Here is a 14,691-nt window from a genome sequence, read left to right on the forward strand (position 1 = left end):
ATATATAGATTATTACAATACAAAACGGATAAAGGCAAAATTAAAAATGAGCCCGGTGCAATACCGGACTCATTTTTATCAAGCTGCCTAATGAAATAACCGTGTCTAACTTTTAGGGGTCACTTCATTTACAGACGGCTTCTTTTTTATAACTTTATCTTATTAAAACTTTAAAGCAATAAATAAGCAATCGGCGTAATAATAAGTAACGTTAAAATCGTTCTCTGCACATATAAAATAATAAGTTCAGATACTTTTAATGGAATATCTGTTGATAATATACAAGGAATGGAAGCGGAGAAAAACAAAATAGATGATACGGAAACAACTGCAATAACAAACTTTGTCACAATTGGTGCACTTACTACTAATAATGACGGTAAAAACATTTCTGCAATACCAACTGATGCGGCTTTAGCGGCTAAGTCTGCTTCTGGTAATTGTAATAGCCATGTAAACGGATAGAAAATATAACTGATCCAATCAAATATTGGCGTAAACTTCGCTAAGACGATACCAATTAATCCTACTGACATAATAGATGGTAAAATTCCCATCGTCATAATAAATCCATCTTTTAAATTCACTGCAATATTTTTCATAATGCTCGGTGCAGACTTTGATACTTCTAACGCATCTTCCCAAGCACGTTCTAACATTTTCTCTTTATAAACAGGCTCTGGGAACCCTTCTTCTGTTACATATGTATCTGGTTTTCTACTGAGGGGCGGGATTCTTACGGTGATAGCAGTCACGATGAATGTTACAACAAGTGTAGTCCAAAAATAAACATTCCATAAATGCATAATATCTAATGTTTTTGCGATGATGATCATAAATGTAGCGGATACTGTAGAAAATCCTGTAGCGATAATCGCCGCTTCTTTTGTCGTATACTTTCCTTCTTTATACACGCGATTCGTAATAAGGAGAGCAAGCGAATAACTTCCAACGAAGGACGCAACTGCGTCGATTGCCGATCTCCCCGGCGTATTCCATAATGGCCTCATAATTGGCCGACAAAATGTACCGATAAATTCAAGCAATCCATATCCGACTAATAACGCTAAAAACGCCGAGCCAATTGGAACGAGCAAACTTACTGATATGACTAGCTTCTCATACAAAAACGGTCCAACATCTGGCGCAAAGAACCAAGCTGGTCCTACTTTTAAACAATATAATATGCCAAAAACAACGCCAACTACTTTTAAAATAGAAAAACAAATGTCTACGATAGATGCATTCCATTTCTTCGTATAAAATGGATAAATCGCACCAATTGCCATAACAAATAATGCATAATAAGGTACTATGCCTGGAACCGAAGCCCTAATCCACGATACGATATGATCAATCATAATAGACGATGCACCGTTTATCGTAACAGGAACGAAAAACATAAACACCCCAACAAGACTAGCAAGTATAAACCGAAGAATAATTCCCTTCTCTCTCCCTGTCTTAATTACATTACTCTTTAATTCAATTTCACTCAAAATTCGACACCTCCTATTATCTAAATATTCTGTATAATTATGTTATATTCCTTCTTTCCATTTCTACTATTTAATCATATGAAAAAGCCTATTTTAAAATAGGCTTTTCTATTACCTCTCATAATCATCCACAATCACTTGAATGATACGATACGATTCTTCTGCTACTTTTTCATTACTATCCCTATTCGTATCATATGTAATTAACGCCTTCCAAAGTGCCCATCCTCTTGCTCTATTCCACGTTTCTTCATCTATGCGCAATACTTCTTTAAATACGTTTCTGCTATTCTTATCAAAAAAAGTCCATGCCATCGCCGCATCACAAGCAGGATCTCCTACACCTAAAATACCAAAATCAATTACAGCACAAAGCTTTCCGTCCTTAACGAGTAAGTTTCCAGGTGCAACATCCCCATGAACCCAAACTGGTTTACGCTCCCACGTTGACTGAAGTGCTAAATCCCAAAGATGCTTTAATACGATTTCATCAAAAACGTCCTTATTATTTTCGATCGCACCTCTCGCCTCTTTATCATATACCGATATAAGTCCGCCCCTGTAAAAATTATGTGCTCCAGCTAAAGGGCCGTTACTCGCATTAATAGATTGCAATTCTACTAAAAAGGATCCTAAGTCCGCCGCAAATTCATTTAAATCACGAACATTTTGTTTCGTAACTGTTTCTCCCTCTATCCACTTATTAATAGACCAAGGCAATGGATACGCTTCAGACGGATTTCCTTTCGCAATTGGTGTAGAAATTGGTAAAGAAAGTCTCTTACTTAATATAGGAAGCCAACTATTTTCTTTCTCTACTTGCGGTGCATATGCCGCATCACTTGGCAATCTTACACTCATCTCATCCCCTAAGTGAAACGTCCTATTATCATGCCCACTAAACTTTACAGGTTTCACTTCTAAATGGGCCCATTCGGGAAACTGTTCCTGTATTAACTTTTCAACTAAACTTACGTTAATTGGATGCATTCACATTCTCCTTTTCTTTTGAAACTTACTAAGCCCATCCGTACTTCCAACATATTCAAAATTATTTTTCTTATAAAAATCATTCAACGTACGATTATGCCCCACGCAATCTAACTTCAAATACTCTTTGTCATGTTGTACATTCTCTTCTATCCACTGTAAAATCCATTCTCCAATTCCGTTCCCCTTATACTTCCGTTTCACCGCAAATCTATGAATATATAATGAATTAGAAACTTCCTCTTTACCAAAAATATGTTCATCCCATTCATTTTGTTTAGGAGAAACTGTAACCGTACCAACTATTTCATCTTCTTTCAGAACAACATATGTATATTTCTCTCTTATACATTCTAGTATTTCAGCCGTAGCTTCCTCTCCTAAAAGATACTGCCACTGATCCACTTCTTTATATTGTAGCCATTGTGCTACTTCTTTTAATAGAGTAATAATGCTATCGCTTTCCTCTTCAGTAGCAGTTCGAATTGTATATTCTTTAACTGTATTTCTCTCCATATCGCTGTTCCCCTTTCCTATCGCTATCATACTGATAAACGCGTTCTACCGTCATTTTCGTCGGTAACGTATTCAACATAATAACCTTGATTCCTTGCGTTTTCATACATCAATTCAATCTGTTTTTGATCTTTAGCGTAAATTGTGACGTATGTACAATCCGCAACTAGTAAAACTAATTCACACTTACTCTCTTTAAATGCTTCATATGTTTCAATATCTACTACTTCCTCTCCTTTTGAATACGCTTTTAAATCTGCAAAAATAACATAATATATATTGTCTTTAAATAATATTTTCAAATCTGATCCTTCCACTATACTTGGTCCTTCTGGAAATAATGCCTCATCCAATCCACCACGTGCTATTAAGTATGACTCCTCACTCCCTACCCACCAATCATATGAAGAAATATCAATTGGCTTTAACACTTTCCAAAGTAAATTATCATATTCATTTGGAATATCTACTGTAATTCCTCTTTTCATTTATTTGCTCCTAGCTTATTTATTTTCGTTTTCATTTCATACATTATATACCAAATTAAATTACCATATTTTGTCGATATCTATGTAACTTGTATTTCACCGCGAAAAAAAACCGTCCCACTACTTATGAAACGGTTTCTTTATGCTTATTAAGTTTTTCATGCAATTGTTGCACTGCCTTTTAAAATAATTTCTAATATATGCACCACATTAGCCGTTCATTCTTAATGCTCACTTCGACTTCACGAAGTAATATAAAAACCATACCGCATGATTTTGTTCATCCGCAGCTATTCTCCGTAACAAATCTTTCAGATGTGCATCCGATGTCTCATCTGAAATTTCCAAATAAAAATCTACTGTCTTTTGCTCATCTTGTATAGCGAACTCTAATCCTTGTAAGTAGGTATTCGGACAGTCTTCGGTAATCTGTGGTTTCGGCTGCCTGCCAGTTAAATTCGTATAAATTTGTACAAAGTGATGAAAATGTTTTATTTCATCATTACGAATTTCAAGAATTTGTTTTTTCTCTGCTTGACTTGGAGCCATATTCGCTAATTTTGCATAGCAGCTTATGGCGCTATACTCTCCATTTATAGCTTTTTCAATATCACTTATCAACTTATCATTTTGCCTATACCAATCATAATAATTTGAATTATACATCGTATCCCCCCATACTTTCGCTTAACATTTTATGCATTTAGAAATAGTAGGAGCCTGTGTATTTAACGGGACGGCTTTAGATTGAAAGAAAAGTTTGAGAAAAGGGTCTATTTTGGAAAGGAATTGCTTATGCATAAAATAATACTATTGTATACTGTTGCTATAAACTCTCGCGGGAGTTAGGAAAATAAATTCGCGAATCAACGATTGGTTCAACATGATGCGGTGCGAAGCTATTATGAGTTAAGTGACATAATTAGGAGGTTCCACTATGCCATCTTTATTTAAAACTATGGAGTTCCAGCTAAAAACCGAACGACTTGACCTGAGTATGTGGGAGGAATCCGATTCAGTTTGGATGAGGAAATTAATTGGCGAACGTGGTGTGGACATGCCGACCCTCGACTCCGTTCGTAACCGGCTTATTGAGATGCGTAAGAAAGCAGATGAAAATGGCATTTCCCTTCTCACTATTCGAAGAAGAGACGAAGGCGATTTCATCGGATACTGCGGCTTGATTATCGGTCGTTCCACACTTGAAGAGCCGGAGATTGCATACGAGTTGTTCCGCAGCGCTCATGGTAAAGGTTATGCGACTGAGGCGGCATCTGTTGTACTGGACGCGGCGATTGCTACTGGACGCCAAAGACTTTGGTCGACTGTAGGCGCTTGGAATATCGCTTCCCTCCGGGTACTAGAAAAGATAGGATTTAAGCGTCATCACAGTACGTGGGATGACGAACGTGGTGAGATTGTCTGGAATGTACGTGACCTTTAGAGATCCCGACTTAATTCTAAACATAACACTTTTCAACAATTAGGTGTTTACATTGAGGAAAAGCCAGAAAAATTAACAAACTTTATTATCAGCAAATATTCATTCTTCAGCTTATAGATTTCATCAAAAAAAGCCGTTTCACTAATTAGTGAAACGGCTTTTTTTTAAGCGTTCAATTCTGTTTTATGCCCTTTTACTACACTACGTTTGAATGCAGTTGCTAATATAGTAACCATACTTACTATACCAATCCAAACGAGTACAGTAACAGGAGTATTCCAACTTAACCCTTTTCCGAAGAAGAAGATTTCTCTTAGGCCTTCAATCATAAATTTCATTGGTAACCATGAGTAAACCCAGTCTTGATAAAACGGAGACAACATCTCAGGTGCTAATGATAGTAACGGCGCCCCGAAGAATAGTAATAAAGCGAATAAACCGATTCCTTTTAGCCCAACCAATGAAAGTACCGCAGATATCATTAAGAAGAAACTAAAAGAAGTAATGGATAAGAATAGAGCTGTATCCGTGAAGTTCGAAATATTTAACCCTACCATCCCATCCGCAATCCATGTAAGACCAAATCCAATTACAAGTGTCGCAATAGCTCCTGTTACGATTTGGTTTACTTTTAACAGAAAGTTTTCTTTTCTTGAGCTTACTGGCATTTTACTAATCGCAATAAAAATAATCGCTGCACTAGCTAAACTTGCAATCCATAACGGCTGGAACAATGATATTGGTGAGTTACCGTTCGCACTATTTTTGCCGACCTCATTCATATTTTTCACGTTCTTTACAATAGGTGTTACTAATTTCGCAGCTTGATCTGTTGTTACAGTATCTCCTTTTGCTTTTAACCCTTCTAATATTTGCGTACGAACATTATTGTTCATATTATCAATAATCGCAGTTCATGGACCTTTTTATGCGGCTGGCTTAAAGAAATAAGTCAGCTATATAATAAAAGAACATCCACTATAATAGCGGATGTTCTTTTATTTCATTACAACACTTCAATATACCCTTCTGTTCCATGTACCCGAATTCGTTGTCCGTCTTTTATTAATTTCGTAGCATTCTCTACTCCAACAACTGCCGGTAATCCATATTCACGTGCAATTACTGCTCCGTGGGTCATAAGTCCGCCAACTTCAGTGACTAACCCTTTTATAGACACAAACAATGGTGTCCAGCCCGGATCAGTAAAAGCTGTAACTAATATATCACCCTCTTCTAAATTCGCTTCTTCCATGTTTAAAATAACGCGAGCTCTCCCCTCAACTACTCCAGACGAAACAGGCAGACCTACAATCGCGTCAGCTGGGAGGTTTTCTCGTTTATATTTACCTGTAATGATTTCTCCATCGGACGTCATTATACGAGGAGGCGTTAGTTTTTCGTATAATTTATAATCATTTTTTTGTTTATGAATAAGCTCATAATTTAGTTTATTCGTGCGAACAACTTCGTGAAGCTCTTCAAAAGTTAAATAGTATATATCATCAACTTCATGAATGACACCGCTCTGCACAAGTTGCTCAGCTTCTTTCAGTAACGCTTGCTTATATATGAAATAACGATTAATCATACCGTATTTTGGATATTCACGATAGCCGATAAAATTACGGATATTACGAATCATTCGCTTCGTTTCTTCTACTTTTTGTTTTCCACCCGATAAGTGCTGTAATCGATCTACTAACTCTTCTTCTTTTTTCAAAGCTTCTTGCAGTCCTTCTTCAAATTTCCGCTTACTCGCACCATATTCAAAATCTCTTATATTATTTAAAATCATCGGGATAATTGTAGTTGGCTTTTCACTCCAGCGCGTTTTCGTAATATCTATTTCTCCGCTACATCTCATTCCGTATTTATTTAGAAAAGTTAGAATAGCATCTCGAGCTTCTTCTCCACCTTTAAACTGAACTAGTTCATTTAAAAAGCTATCATCTTCTACATGTTGTAAATACGTAATAACTTCTTTGTACGGCCGAATCACATCAGCGACATCCATTAATGCTAAACCCATTTCAGATGTAATATTATTTTGTACGGATTGAGAAAGCGTGTCTGCTGCATTTTTTTCACCTAACCATTGCTCCATCTTTTCATTTATCCATGTTGAAGCATTCATACCAGCCATAATGACAGCGATACTTTGCGGGTTAAACAATACTTTCTTTAATTGCTGAATATCTTCCAAAATAAAATCAAGTACGTCCACTCCTGATTTCAGTTGCATATTTTGTTTTAACTCTTCAAGTGATGCTTCACTATTCTTTATTAATTCCGTAACGATTGCTGGATCATTTTCGATTTCTGGTTGCGCGCTTGCAGGTGGCACACCTTTACCAACACTCTTTTCTTTTTCATCATCTGGTAATAATTTAATAAAATTATCTCGCTCAACTATAGTCGTTAATGCATCTCTTACGAGTGGATCCGATTTTCCTAAAGTGTTTATTAAGTAATCTCTGCTAGCAGGTAAAGCTAATTGTTGCGTAGCATCGACAAATAACCTGCCTCCCGCTTTACGCATAGGGGCACTAGTCGTTAACAAGAAAAAAGATAAACCTAATGGTTTCATCGCATCGGTCATCATTTGTTGGTGACCAACTGATATATACACGTGATTTTCCCCATCATTTACTTCTGGAATTGGATATAAAGTCGTAATCGGTCTGCTTTGGACTATATAAATTGTATCATCAACTAAGCACCATTCAATATCTTGCGGACAACCAAAATAAGCTTCGATTTGTCTTCCGATGCGTGCTAGTTGTAAAATCTGTTGTTCAGTAAGTGTTTGAACTTTTTGCTTATTAGGAGCAATTTTCTTTCTCTCTGTTCCGCCTTCTTTTCGTCCATAGATGGCTAATTTTTTCGTTGCGATGACCTTTTCGACGATTTCGTCTTCTTTTACCTTATAATTATCTGCAGAAACCAATCCAGATACTAGCGCTTCGCCAAGTCCAAAGCTGGCATCGATTGACAACACCTTCCTATTCGAAGTAATCGGATCCGCAGTAAATAAAATCCCTGAAGCCACAGGGAAAACCATTTTTTGAATGACAACACATATAGAAACTTGATTATGATCAAAACCGTTTTGCATTCGGTATATAACCGCTCGATCTGTAAATAAAGAAGCCCAGCACTTTCTTACATGCTGTAAAATCGCTTCTTCTCCGATAATATTTAAATACGTATCTTGTTGACCTGCAAATGAAGCATACGGTAAATCTTCAGCCGTAGCACTCGAACGCACGGCATACGCATGTTCATTTCCAAAACGCGAGAGATAATGAGCTACTGCTTCCACTACATCAGTAGGGATTTCTACTGCCATAATGACTTCTCTAATCTTCTTACTCATTTCACCAATTTGAGCACGCTCTTCCATTTTCAACTTTGTTAGCTGCTGCAACAAAGTTTGAAACTCTTCATTTTGCTCGATAGCCTTTTCATATCCTACCGTTGTAACACAAAAACCTTCGGGTACTTGTATACCTTGAATGTTTGTTAACTCCCCTAAATTCAAACCTTTTCCACCGACGAGCAAAAGCTGCGTGTTTTCTATTTCCTGAAAATCGAGAACGAAAGAACTCATGTAACATCTCTCCTTACTTTACGTGTGTTCTTGATTGTATCAGTAGTAAATACGAATAAACAGTCTATTTCGAACTTGATTTACATGATATAATTAACTTAGGAAGAGATAATTATTTTTATTTCTCCACCTCTCATTCACTTCAATTCCATCTCCAAAACTAAACATTTTTTCATTACGAAAAGCATCTGTACAATTCATCGTCTTATTTAATGGCGTTTTATTAGTTACTGTTATGTATTTTTTATATAAATACACATTAAAATATAAAGATTAATTTTTATTAACCCATCACCCTTCTCAAAAAAACTGTAGAAACTATTATATAAATTCATATGTCTCCACCTTAATTCTAGGACTTAATTTTTTGTACTCCCCCCACTATTCTTTTTTTCAAATGCCTCAAAATGGATTTGAGAAATTAGGGAACTATAATGTCGTATTGAAACATATTAAGGGGGATAAAAGGTGGACAAGGAAATGAATTATGGAAGTGATTACAAGTTTATTCCAGCAACTTCAATTGAAAGTGGTCATGGCCTCGAAGTATTACCTGATTTATTTTGTTACACGATTCAAATCGTCAATATATGCTTTGTTGGAAATCCTAAGACCAATGATTTTGTTTTAGTTGATGCTGGAATGCCTAAATGTGCAAATGAAATTATCTCTATCGCTGAAGATCGATTTGGTACCAATAGTCGCCCAAAAGCAATTATTTTAACTCATGGGCATTTTGATCATGTTGGAGGAATAATTGAACTCATTAAATATTGGGATGTTCCAGTCTATGCCCATCAAATGGAGATACCGTTTTTGACTGGACAACAAAGCTATCCAGAACCAGACCCTACAGTTGAAGGTGGTATGGTAGCGAAAATGTCTCCCCTGTTCCCTAATGAACCGATTGATTTAGGAAATAGCGTAAAAGCACTACCTACCGATGGAACTGTTCCCCATATGCCAGAGTTTAGATGGATTCATACATCAGGGCATACTCCTGGGCATATTTCATTATTCAGAGAGAAAGACCGAACTTTAATTGCTGGGGACGCTTTTGTTACAGTGAAACAGGAGTATCTGTATAAAGTAATAACTCAAGAACAGGAAATAAGCGGACCCCCTCGTTATTTAACAACAGACTGGAAAGCAGCTAAAGAATCAGTCATTAAATTAGAAGAATTAAAGCCTCTAGTCGCTATTACTGGACATGGGATACCAATGTCAGGTGAATTGCTATCAACAAGCCTCAAAACACTCGTTCAAGAATTTGATAAAATTGCTGTACCTGATTACGGAAAATATATAGATAAAAAGATGCATTAAATGCGGAAATACTTTGTTTATTTTTATATTAATGAATCAAAACACCAACGAATATTAAGTTTAATATGAAAAAACACTGTACTTAGGCAACATCTCTATTATAAGAATGGAACTACCCTTTATGAATAAAGCTCGATATTCCGCAAATACTATCCATAGTATAAGCCTGCTTCTTACCCAGGTTGTACTTCTTACCATTAAGGGGTGATTAAAACGGGTTACGCTATATAAAAGCATAATCCGTTTTTAATGAAATATTGTATTCCATATACGTTTAAACAATGGAGGAAAATGATGAAACATATTGTTGCCTTATTAATTAAATACACAGCGATAACTGCAGTATTGCTAATCATGCTCAGTATCTTTCAAGGCATTTCAATTCCTAGAGTATTACTAATTTCTCTTTTTCTTACGGGAGCTGCCTATTTAATTGGAGACCTCTTCATTTTACCTAAATACGGAAATATGATTGCTACAATGGCAGATTTCGGCTTAAGCTTTTTCGGAACTTGGTTACTAACATCCTTGTTTACTAATTTAGATGCTACTCGTAACATTGGACTTTCTTCATTTATAGCCGCTTTAATTATTGGTGGAACAGAAGTTTTCTTCCATATTTATATGAAGAGGCTAGTGCTACGTAACGACGATGAATTAAAAAATCGCAATCATATTCATCATGATAAATATGCTATGGAAATATCAGATGAATATATAGATTCTTCCACAATAAATAAATCCAAGCTTGAGGATACATCTAAAAAATAAAAAAGTGGCCAATGCCACTTTTTTATTTTTGTTTATTAAGCTTGATCAGAATTTCTTACATGTAACGGAGGTGGAACTACCCACCCTTTTTTCTTACTTAAACGCAGCAACGTTACACCTGCTTGCGCTTTTTTCATATGAAATTGTCCAAATAGCATCCCTACATCTTCTCGAAGACATTTTCCCATCACTTGACTACATGTCACAAGTCCAGCTGCTAATCCTGTAGAAACAGCTGCTGCTATTTCAACATCATTAATACGTGCCCCTGGGGGAATGTCTTCGATAGATGCAACTGGTCGTTCTGGAGGAGCAGGCGGTAATGCTACGCCATTAATCTTTAAAAGAGCTTTTAATTCTTCTATTTCCGAATTCATATCATTTTCAATTAAGCCTTCTAAAAACTTCTTCAAATCTTCATCACCTGTATGATTCATAAATACTTGATGACTTGCAATTGCACCCTGTGCAGCAAGAAGATAACTCCAAATGTCAAATACTTCTCCGTAATGTAAAGGTTCATTTTGAGGATTTCCACTTAATATACCCATTTTTAAATTCCTACCTTTCGAAAATATCATAATAAATATTGATTTCAATATTGAAATCAAATTTTTAAGTATGCTTTTTCCTGCAAAAGATTTTCTATTATGCATGGAAAACACCTTTCCAACACTGCGTGTTTTTTGTTTAGGAAAGTAGTTTACAAATTAAATACTCAAAGATTATGAAAGAAGATTATCAATAATCTTTGAGTGAGAATCTGTTTAATATAAGGTTTTTTATTTTTATAAATACACAAAAGAAATTGATTTACATATTTGCTATATTTTATACCAATTCACTTAGCGATTAGCTCTACCACCAAGTTGTTGTTCAGCCATTGCTACTAAACGTTTTGTAATTTCACCACCAACAGATCCGTTTGCACGAGCTGTTGTATCTGCACCAAGTTGTACACCAAACTCTTGTGCAATTTCATATTTCATTTGATCAAGAGCCTGTTCAGCGCCTCGAACTAACAATTCATTACGATTTCCACTATTATTGTTTGCCATATTATTTCACCTCCGATGTTTTTAATATGTTACAAATTATGAAAAAATAATTATCCTTTTTATGGAAATTAGTTTATGAATAAAAATTGATTTTTTTCTTAAAGTAGGGCAAAACATATAAGAAAGAATAACTGATATAACATACTTTCATAACAATACTATGTATACTTCCTAATTCCCTTCAGTAAATAAAAGCAAGATTTCTATTTCACCAAGAGATTAAATAAAATTATGTTTTGAGACATAATCCAAAAGGAGATATGAGATGAAAGCTGTAACCTATCAAGGACCAAATCAAGTACAAGTTAAACAAGTTGATGATGCAAAGTTAGAGAAAAAAGATGATATTATTGTAAGGATTACTTCAACCGCTATTTGCGGTTCTGATTTACATTTATATCAAGGTAACATGCCCTTACCTCAAGGATACATTATCGGCCATGAACCAATGGGAATCGTTGAAGAAGTCGGGCCAGATGTCACTAAAGTGAAAAAAGGCGATCGTGTTGTCATCCCCTTCAACGTTTCTTGTGGACATTGTTTCTATTGCCAACATGAAATGGAAAGTCAATGTGATAACTCAAACCCTCATTACGATTCTGGTGGATACTTTGGTTATACGGAGAAATTTGGTAATCATCCAGGCGGACAAGCAGAATATTTAAAAGTTCCATTTGGAAATTTCACTCCATTTGTTATACCGGAATCATGCGAGCTTGAAGATGAATCCCTACTATTTTTATCAGATGTTTTACCTACAGCCTATTGGAGTGTAATAAACGCAGGCGTTAAGCCAGGTGATACTGTTATCGTCCTTGGTTGTGGACCTGTTGGGTTAATGACACAAAAATTTGCTTGGATGCAAGGCGCTAAACGTGTAATTGCAGTGGATTACTTAGATTATCGGATACATTATGCAAAAAAGATTAACAATGTTGAGGTATTTGAGTTTACAAAGTTCCCTGATATGGGAGAACATTTAAAGGAAATTACACATGGCGGCGCCGATGTAGTCATTGATTGCGTAGGCATGGATGGAAAAAAATCAACACTAGAATTTCTAGAACAAAAATTGAAATTACAAGGTGGAACTCTCGGCCCTATTCAAATTGCTACGAAAGCCGTAAGAAAATACGGAACGGTTCAAATGACTGGTGTTTATGGTGGCAATTATAATGCATTCCCACTCGGGGCATTTTGGGTTAGAAATATTAATCTTAAAATGGGACAAGCACCTGTTATTCATTTTATGCCAGAACTATTTGAAAAAATAACAAATAAAGAATTTGACCCAAAAGAGATTATTACACACAAAATCCCCCTTGAAGAAGCGAGCTACGGTTATCAAATTTTTAATAATCGTGAAGATGACTGTATAAAAGTCATTCTGAAACCTTGAAGCTACAATTCATTATTCTTAATAAAAAGATAGGATTACATTTCATAATCTTATCTTTTTATTAAATGCTAAGTATCTATCCCCCATTTTCATCTCACATCTAAAATAGTTATTTCCAAAAACTTTGCATTTTGAGGTAATAATTAATTGGTAAAAAAATGAATTAAAGTATTAATTAACCAAATAGCGGACACGATAACAATGTTAACTAACTTAAAAAGAGGTGTCCTTCATGTTTTATTATAAAGAAGAAATAATTAATATGATTAAGCCGCATAAACCAGACCCAGCTGCTGCAAAAGTTTTACAAGAAATATTAGGTGGGCATTATGGCGAAATGCGTACAATGATGCAATACTTCTTCCAAAGCTCAAATTTTAGAGGTAAAGAGAAGCAATATCGTGATTTACTTCGAGGTGTTTTTTTAGAGGAAATAAGCCATGTAGAACTTGTACAACATACAATTAATCAACTATTAACTGGATCTGGTGAACCTACGCCAGGAAATGCTGGTATTGACACAGCACCACTTGATGAAGCGGTTAAACATGCAAATCCTCACCACTTTATTGTAGGTGCTCAAAGTTCATTGCCTGTTGATGCAGCTGGCAACCCATGGAATGGCTCTTGGGTATATAGTCATGGAAACTTAATTAGCGATTTATTAGATAACGTAGTACTTGAATCTACAGGTGTACTTCAAAAAACTAGAATTTATGAAATGAGTTCCAATCAAACTTTTAGAGAAACACTTGCATTTTTAATTGTACGTGATAATGCACATCAAAATGCTTTCGCAAAAGCTTTAGAGACATTGGGTGTTGAATGGGGGAAACTCTTCCCTGTGCCCAACTATGATATTAATAAATACCCAGAGTGCAGAAAGTATGTAGACATGGGATTCCATAACGCACAATTTAATTTTAGTTTAGATCCAACAAGAATGGGAGAAATATTCCAAGGTGAATCACCAAGTAGAAACAAAGGAACATTAGCAGTAACTGACCCGCCAAAAGGGTTTCCTGTACCAGAACTTCCTGAAATGCCAAATGAGCATAGTCCTGGATTAAAAGATATGGATCTTTAAGGTCATTATGGCCAACTATTGATTCATAGTTGGTCATAATGCTTTATAAAGATTCATGTGAATTTGTTGTTAACATGATAGGATATTTTAATAAATCCTCTTTATTTAAAAGTGGTGTTGATCATATTTCTGCTCCTCTTAATATTGTTTCTATGAACCATTAAACGCCACTGTATACTTACTTATAATCTCCCTATATTGTAAACAAAGAGGAGGGACTTGTTCCCCCCTCTTCTTTTAATTTTTCTTTAAAAGAATTGCTCCTGCAATCCCTGGGTGTGTCATTTCGAATGGATCTAGAATTAACTCTAAGTCTTCTTGTGACAATACACCATTTTTCACACAAAGTTCTCGAACAGATTGCCCTGTCGCGATTGCTTCTTTCGCAACGCGAGCTGCTGCTTCATAACCGATATGAGGGTTCACGGCTGTAATAATTCCTACACTTTTCTCAACATACTCTTTTAAGCGATCTTCATTCGCTTCAATTCCTTTTAAGC

The 14,691-nt window shown here is 35.7% G+C and carries 15 protein-coding genes and 1 pseudogene; 6 read left to right on the plus strand and 10 right to left on the minus strand.

Translation table 11 applies throughout. From position 1 onward, the window contains the following. A partial coding sequence (locus D1166_RS30045) for an IS3 family transposase (RefSeq protein WP_130953558.1) occupies positions 1 to 91 on the plus strand: 91 nt, incomplete at its 5' end. A 79-nt stretch (positions 92 to 170) separates the two neighbouring features. Here the strand turns inward: D1166_RS30045 and D1166_RS30050 are convergent. From D1166_RS30050 to D1166_RS30070, 5 genes are all read right to left on the minus strand, one after another. Beyond that, complete coding sequence (locus tag D1166_RS30050) at positions 171 to 1,499, minus strand: YjiH family protein (protein WP_001289414.1); 1,329 nt, start codon at positions 1,497 to 1,499, stop codon at positions 171 to 173. Positions 1,500 to 1,610: 111 nt separating this feature from the next. Further along, the gene (locus D1166_RS30055; RefSeq protein WP_000553364.1) at positions 1,611 to 2,489 is read right to left on the minus strand and encodes an aminoglycoside phosphotransferase family protein; all 879 of its coding nucleotides are present in this window, start codon (positions 2,487 to 2,489) and stop codon (positions 1,611 to 1,613) included. Then, positions 2,490 to 3,005, minus strand: a complete 516-nt coding sequence (locus D1166_RS30060; RefSeq protein ID WP_000440851.1) for a GNAT family N-acetyltransferase — start codon at positions 3,003 to 3,005, stop codon at positions 2,490 to 2,492. A gap of 26 nt (positions 3,006 to 3,031) precedes the next feature. Beyond that, positions 3,032 to 3,493, minus strand: coding sequence for a DUF2691 family protein (locus D1166_RS30065; protein WP_000820207.1), 462 nt, complete (start codon positions 3,491 to 3,493; stop codon positions 3,032 to 3,034). 231 nt (positions 3,494 to 3,724) lie between these two features. Continuing rightward, entirely contained in the window at positions 3,725 to 4,159 is a 435-nt protein-coding gene (locus D1166_RS30070; protein WP_000282836.1) for a ferritin-like domain-containing protein, read from the minus strand. Positions 4,160 to 4,430: 271 nt separating this feature from the next. Between D1166_RS30070 and D1166_RS30075 the strand changes: the two genes are divergently transcribed. After that, a complete protein-coding gene (locus D1166_RS30075; RefSeq protein WP_001139531.1) occupies positions 4,431 to 4,937 on the plus strand; it encodes a GNAT family N-acetyltransferase in 507 nt (168 codons plus the stop codon). Positions 4,938 to 5,101: 164 nt separating this feature from the next. Here the strand turns inward: D1166_RS30075 and D1166_RS30080 are convergent. After that, a pseudogene (locus D1166_RS30080) lies at positions 5,102 to 5,848 on the minus strand (DUF3533 domain-containing protein); the annotation flags it as partial. A 95-nt stretch (positions 5,849 to 5,943) separates the two neighbouring features. Next, positions 5,944 to 8,550: a phosphoenolpyruvate synthase gene (ppsA, locus tag D1166_RS30085; protein WP_000094212.1), complete on the minus strand. Its 2,607-nt coding sequence runs from the start codon at positions 8,548 to 8,550 to the stop codon at positions 5,944 to 5,946. A 468-nt stretch (positions 8,551 to 9,018) separates the two neighbouring features. On the opposite strand from ppsA, the gene D1166_RS30090 reads away from it, so the two are divergent. Continuing rightward, complete coding sequence (locus D1166_RS30090) at positions 9,019 to 9,876, plus strand: MBL fold metallo-hydrolase (RefSeq protein WP_000356903.1); 858 nt, start codon at positions 9,019 to 9,021, stop codon at positions 9,874 to 9,876. Positions 9,877 to 10,170: 294 nt separating this feature from the next. Then, on the plus strand, positions 10,171 to 10,647 hold the full coding sequence (locus D1166_RS30095; protein ID WP_000680670.1) for a YndM family protein: 477 nt from the start codon (positions 10,171 to 10,173) through the stop codon (positions 10,645 to 10,647). 35 nt (positions 10,648 to 10,682) lie between these two features. Here the strand turns inward: D1166_RS30095 and D1166_RS30100 are convergent, their stop codons facing one another. Both D1166_RS30100 and sasP read right to left on the minus strand, forming a co-directional pair. Next, on the minus strand, positions 10,683 to 11,198 hold the full coding sequence (locus D1166_RS30100) for a DUF3231 family protein (RefSeq protein WP_001986359.1): 516 nt from the start codon (positions 11,196 to 11,198) through the stop codon (positions 10,683 to 10,685). A gap of 294 nt (positions 11,199 to 11,492) precedes the next feature. After that, entirely contained in the window at positions 11,493 to 11,705 is a 213-nt protein-coding gene (gene sasP, locus D1166_RS30105; RefSeq protein ID WP_000002832.1) for a small acid-soluble spore protein, SasP family, read from the minus strand. Positions 11,706 to 11,970: 265 nt separating this feature from the next. Here sasP and D1166_RS30110 point away from each other — a divergent pair, with 265 nt between their 5' ends. Continuing rightward, the gene (locus tag D1166_RS30110; protein WP_000649090.1) at positions 11,971 to 13,104 is read left to right on the plus strand and encodes a zinc-dependent alcohol dehydrogenase; all 1,134 of its coding nucleotides are present in this window, start codon (positions 11,971 to 11,973) and stop codon (positions 13,102 to 13,104) included. A gap of 232 nt (positions 13,105 to 13,336) precedes the next feature. Further along, positions 13,337 to 14,191: a manganese catalase family protein gene (locus D1166_RS30115; protein WP_000500351.1), complete on the plus strand. Its 855-nt coding sequence runs from the start codon at positions 13,337 to 13,339 to the stop codon at positions 14,189 to 14,191. 237 nt (positions 14,192 to 14,428) lie between these two features. Here the strand turns inward: D1166_RS30115 and D1166_RS30120 are convergent. Continuing rightward, positions 14,429 to 14,691 (minus strand): aspartate ammonia-lyase (locus D1166_RS30120; RefSeq protein WP_118043540.1); only part of this gene is annotated, 263 nt, incomplete at its 5' end.

Origin of the sequence: Bacillus sp. ISO11, from assembly GCF_003458115.1 — a bacterium.
Lineage (GTDB): Bacteria > Bacillota > Bacilli > Bacillales > Bacillaceae_G > Bacillus_A > Bacillus_A cereus.

What these genes read in the sequence shown, in the direction of transcription:
- D1166_RS30055 (WP_000553364.1), bottom strand. Translation starts at nt 2,489, where the DNA reads ATGCATCCAATTAACGTAAGTTTAGTTGAAAAGTTAATACAGGAACAG.
- D1166_RS30060 (WP_000440851.1), bottom strand. Translation starts at nt 3,005, where the DNA reads ATGGAGAGAAATACAGTTAAAGAATATACAATTCGAACTGCTACTGAA.
- D1166_RS30065 (WP_000820207.1), bottom strand. Translation starts at nt 3,493, where the DNA reads ATGAAAAGAGGAATTACAGTAGATATTCCAAATGAATATGATAATTTA.
- D1166_RS30070 (WP_000282836.1), bottom strand. Translation starts at nt 4,159, where the DNA reads ATGTATAATTCAAATTATTATGATTGGTATAGGCAAAATGATAAGTTG.
- D1166_RS30075 (WP_001139531.1), top strand. Translation starts at nt 4,431, where the DNA reads ATGCCATCTTTATTTAAAACTATGGAGTTCCAGCTAAAAACCGAACGA.
- ppsA (WP_000094212.1), bottom strand. Translation starts at nt 8,550, where the DNA reads ATGAGTTCTTTCGTTCTCGATTTTCAGGAAATAGAAAACACGCAGCTT.
- D1166_RS30095 (WP_000680670.1), top strand. Translation starts at nt 10,171, where the DNA reads ATGAAACATATTGTTGCCTTATTAATTAAATACACAGCGATAACTGCA.
- D1166_RS30100 (WP_001986359.1), bottom strand. Translation starts at nt 11,198, where the DNA reads ATGGGTATATTAAGTGGAAATCCTCAAAATGAACCTTTACATTACGGA.
- sasP (WP_000002832.1), bottom strand. Translation starts at nt 11,705, where the DNA reads ATGGCAAACAATAATAGTGGAAATCGTAATGAATTGTTAGTTCGAGGC.
- D1166_RS30110 (WP_000649090.1), top strand. Translation starts at nt 11,971, where the DNA reads ATGAAAGCTGTAACCTATCAAGGACCAAATCAAGTACAAGTTAAACAA.
- D1166_RS30115 (WP_000500351.1), top strand. Translation starts at nt 13,337, where the DNA reads ATGTTTTATTATAAAGAAGAAATAATTAATATGATTAAGCCGCATAAA.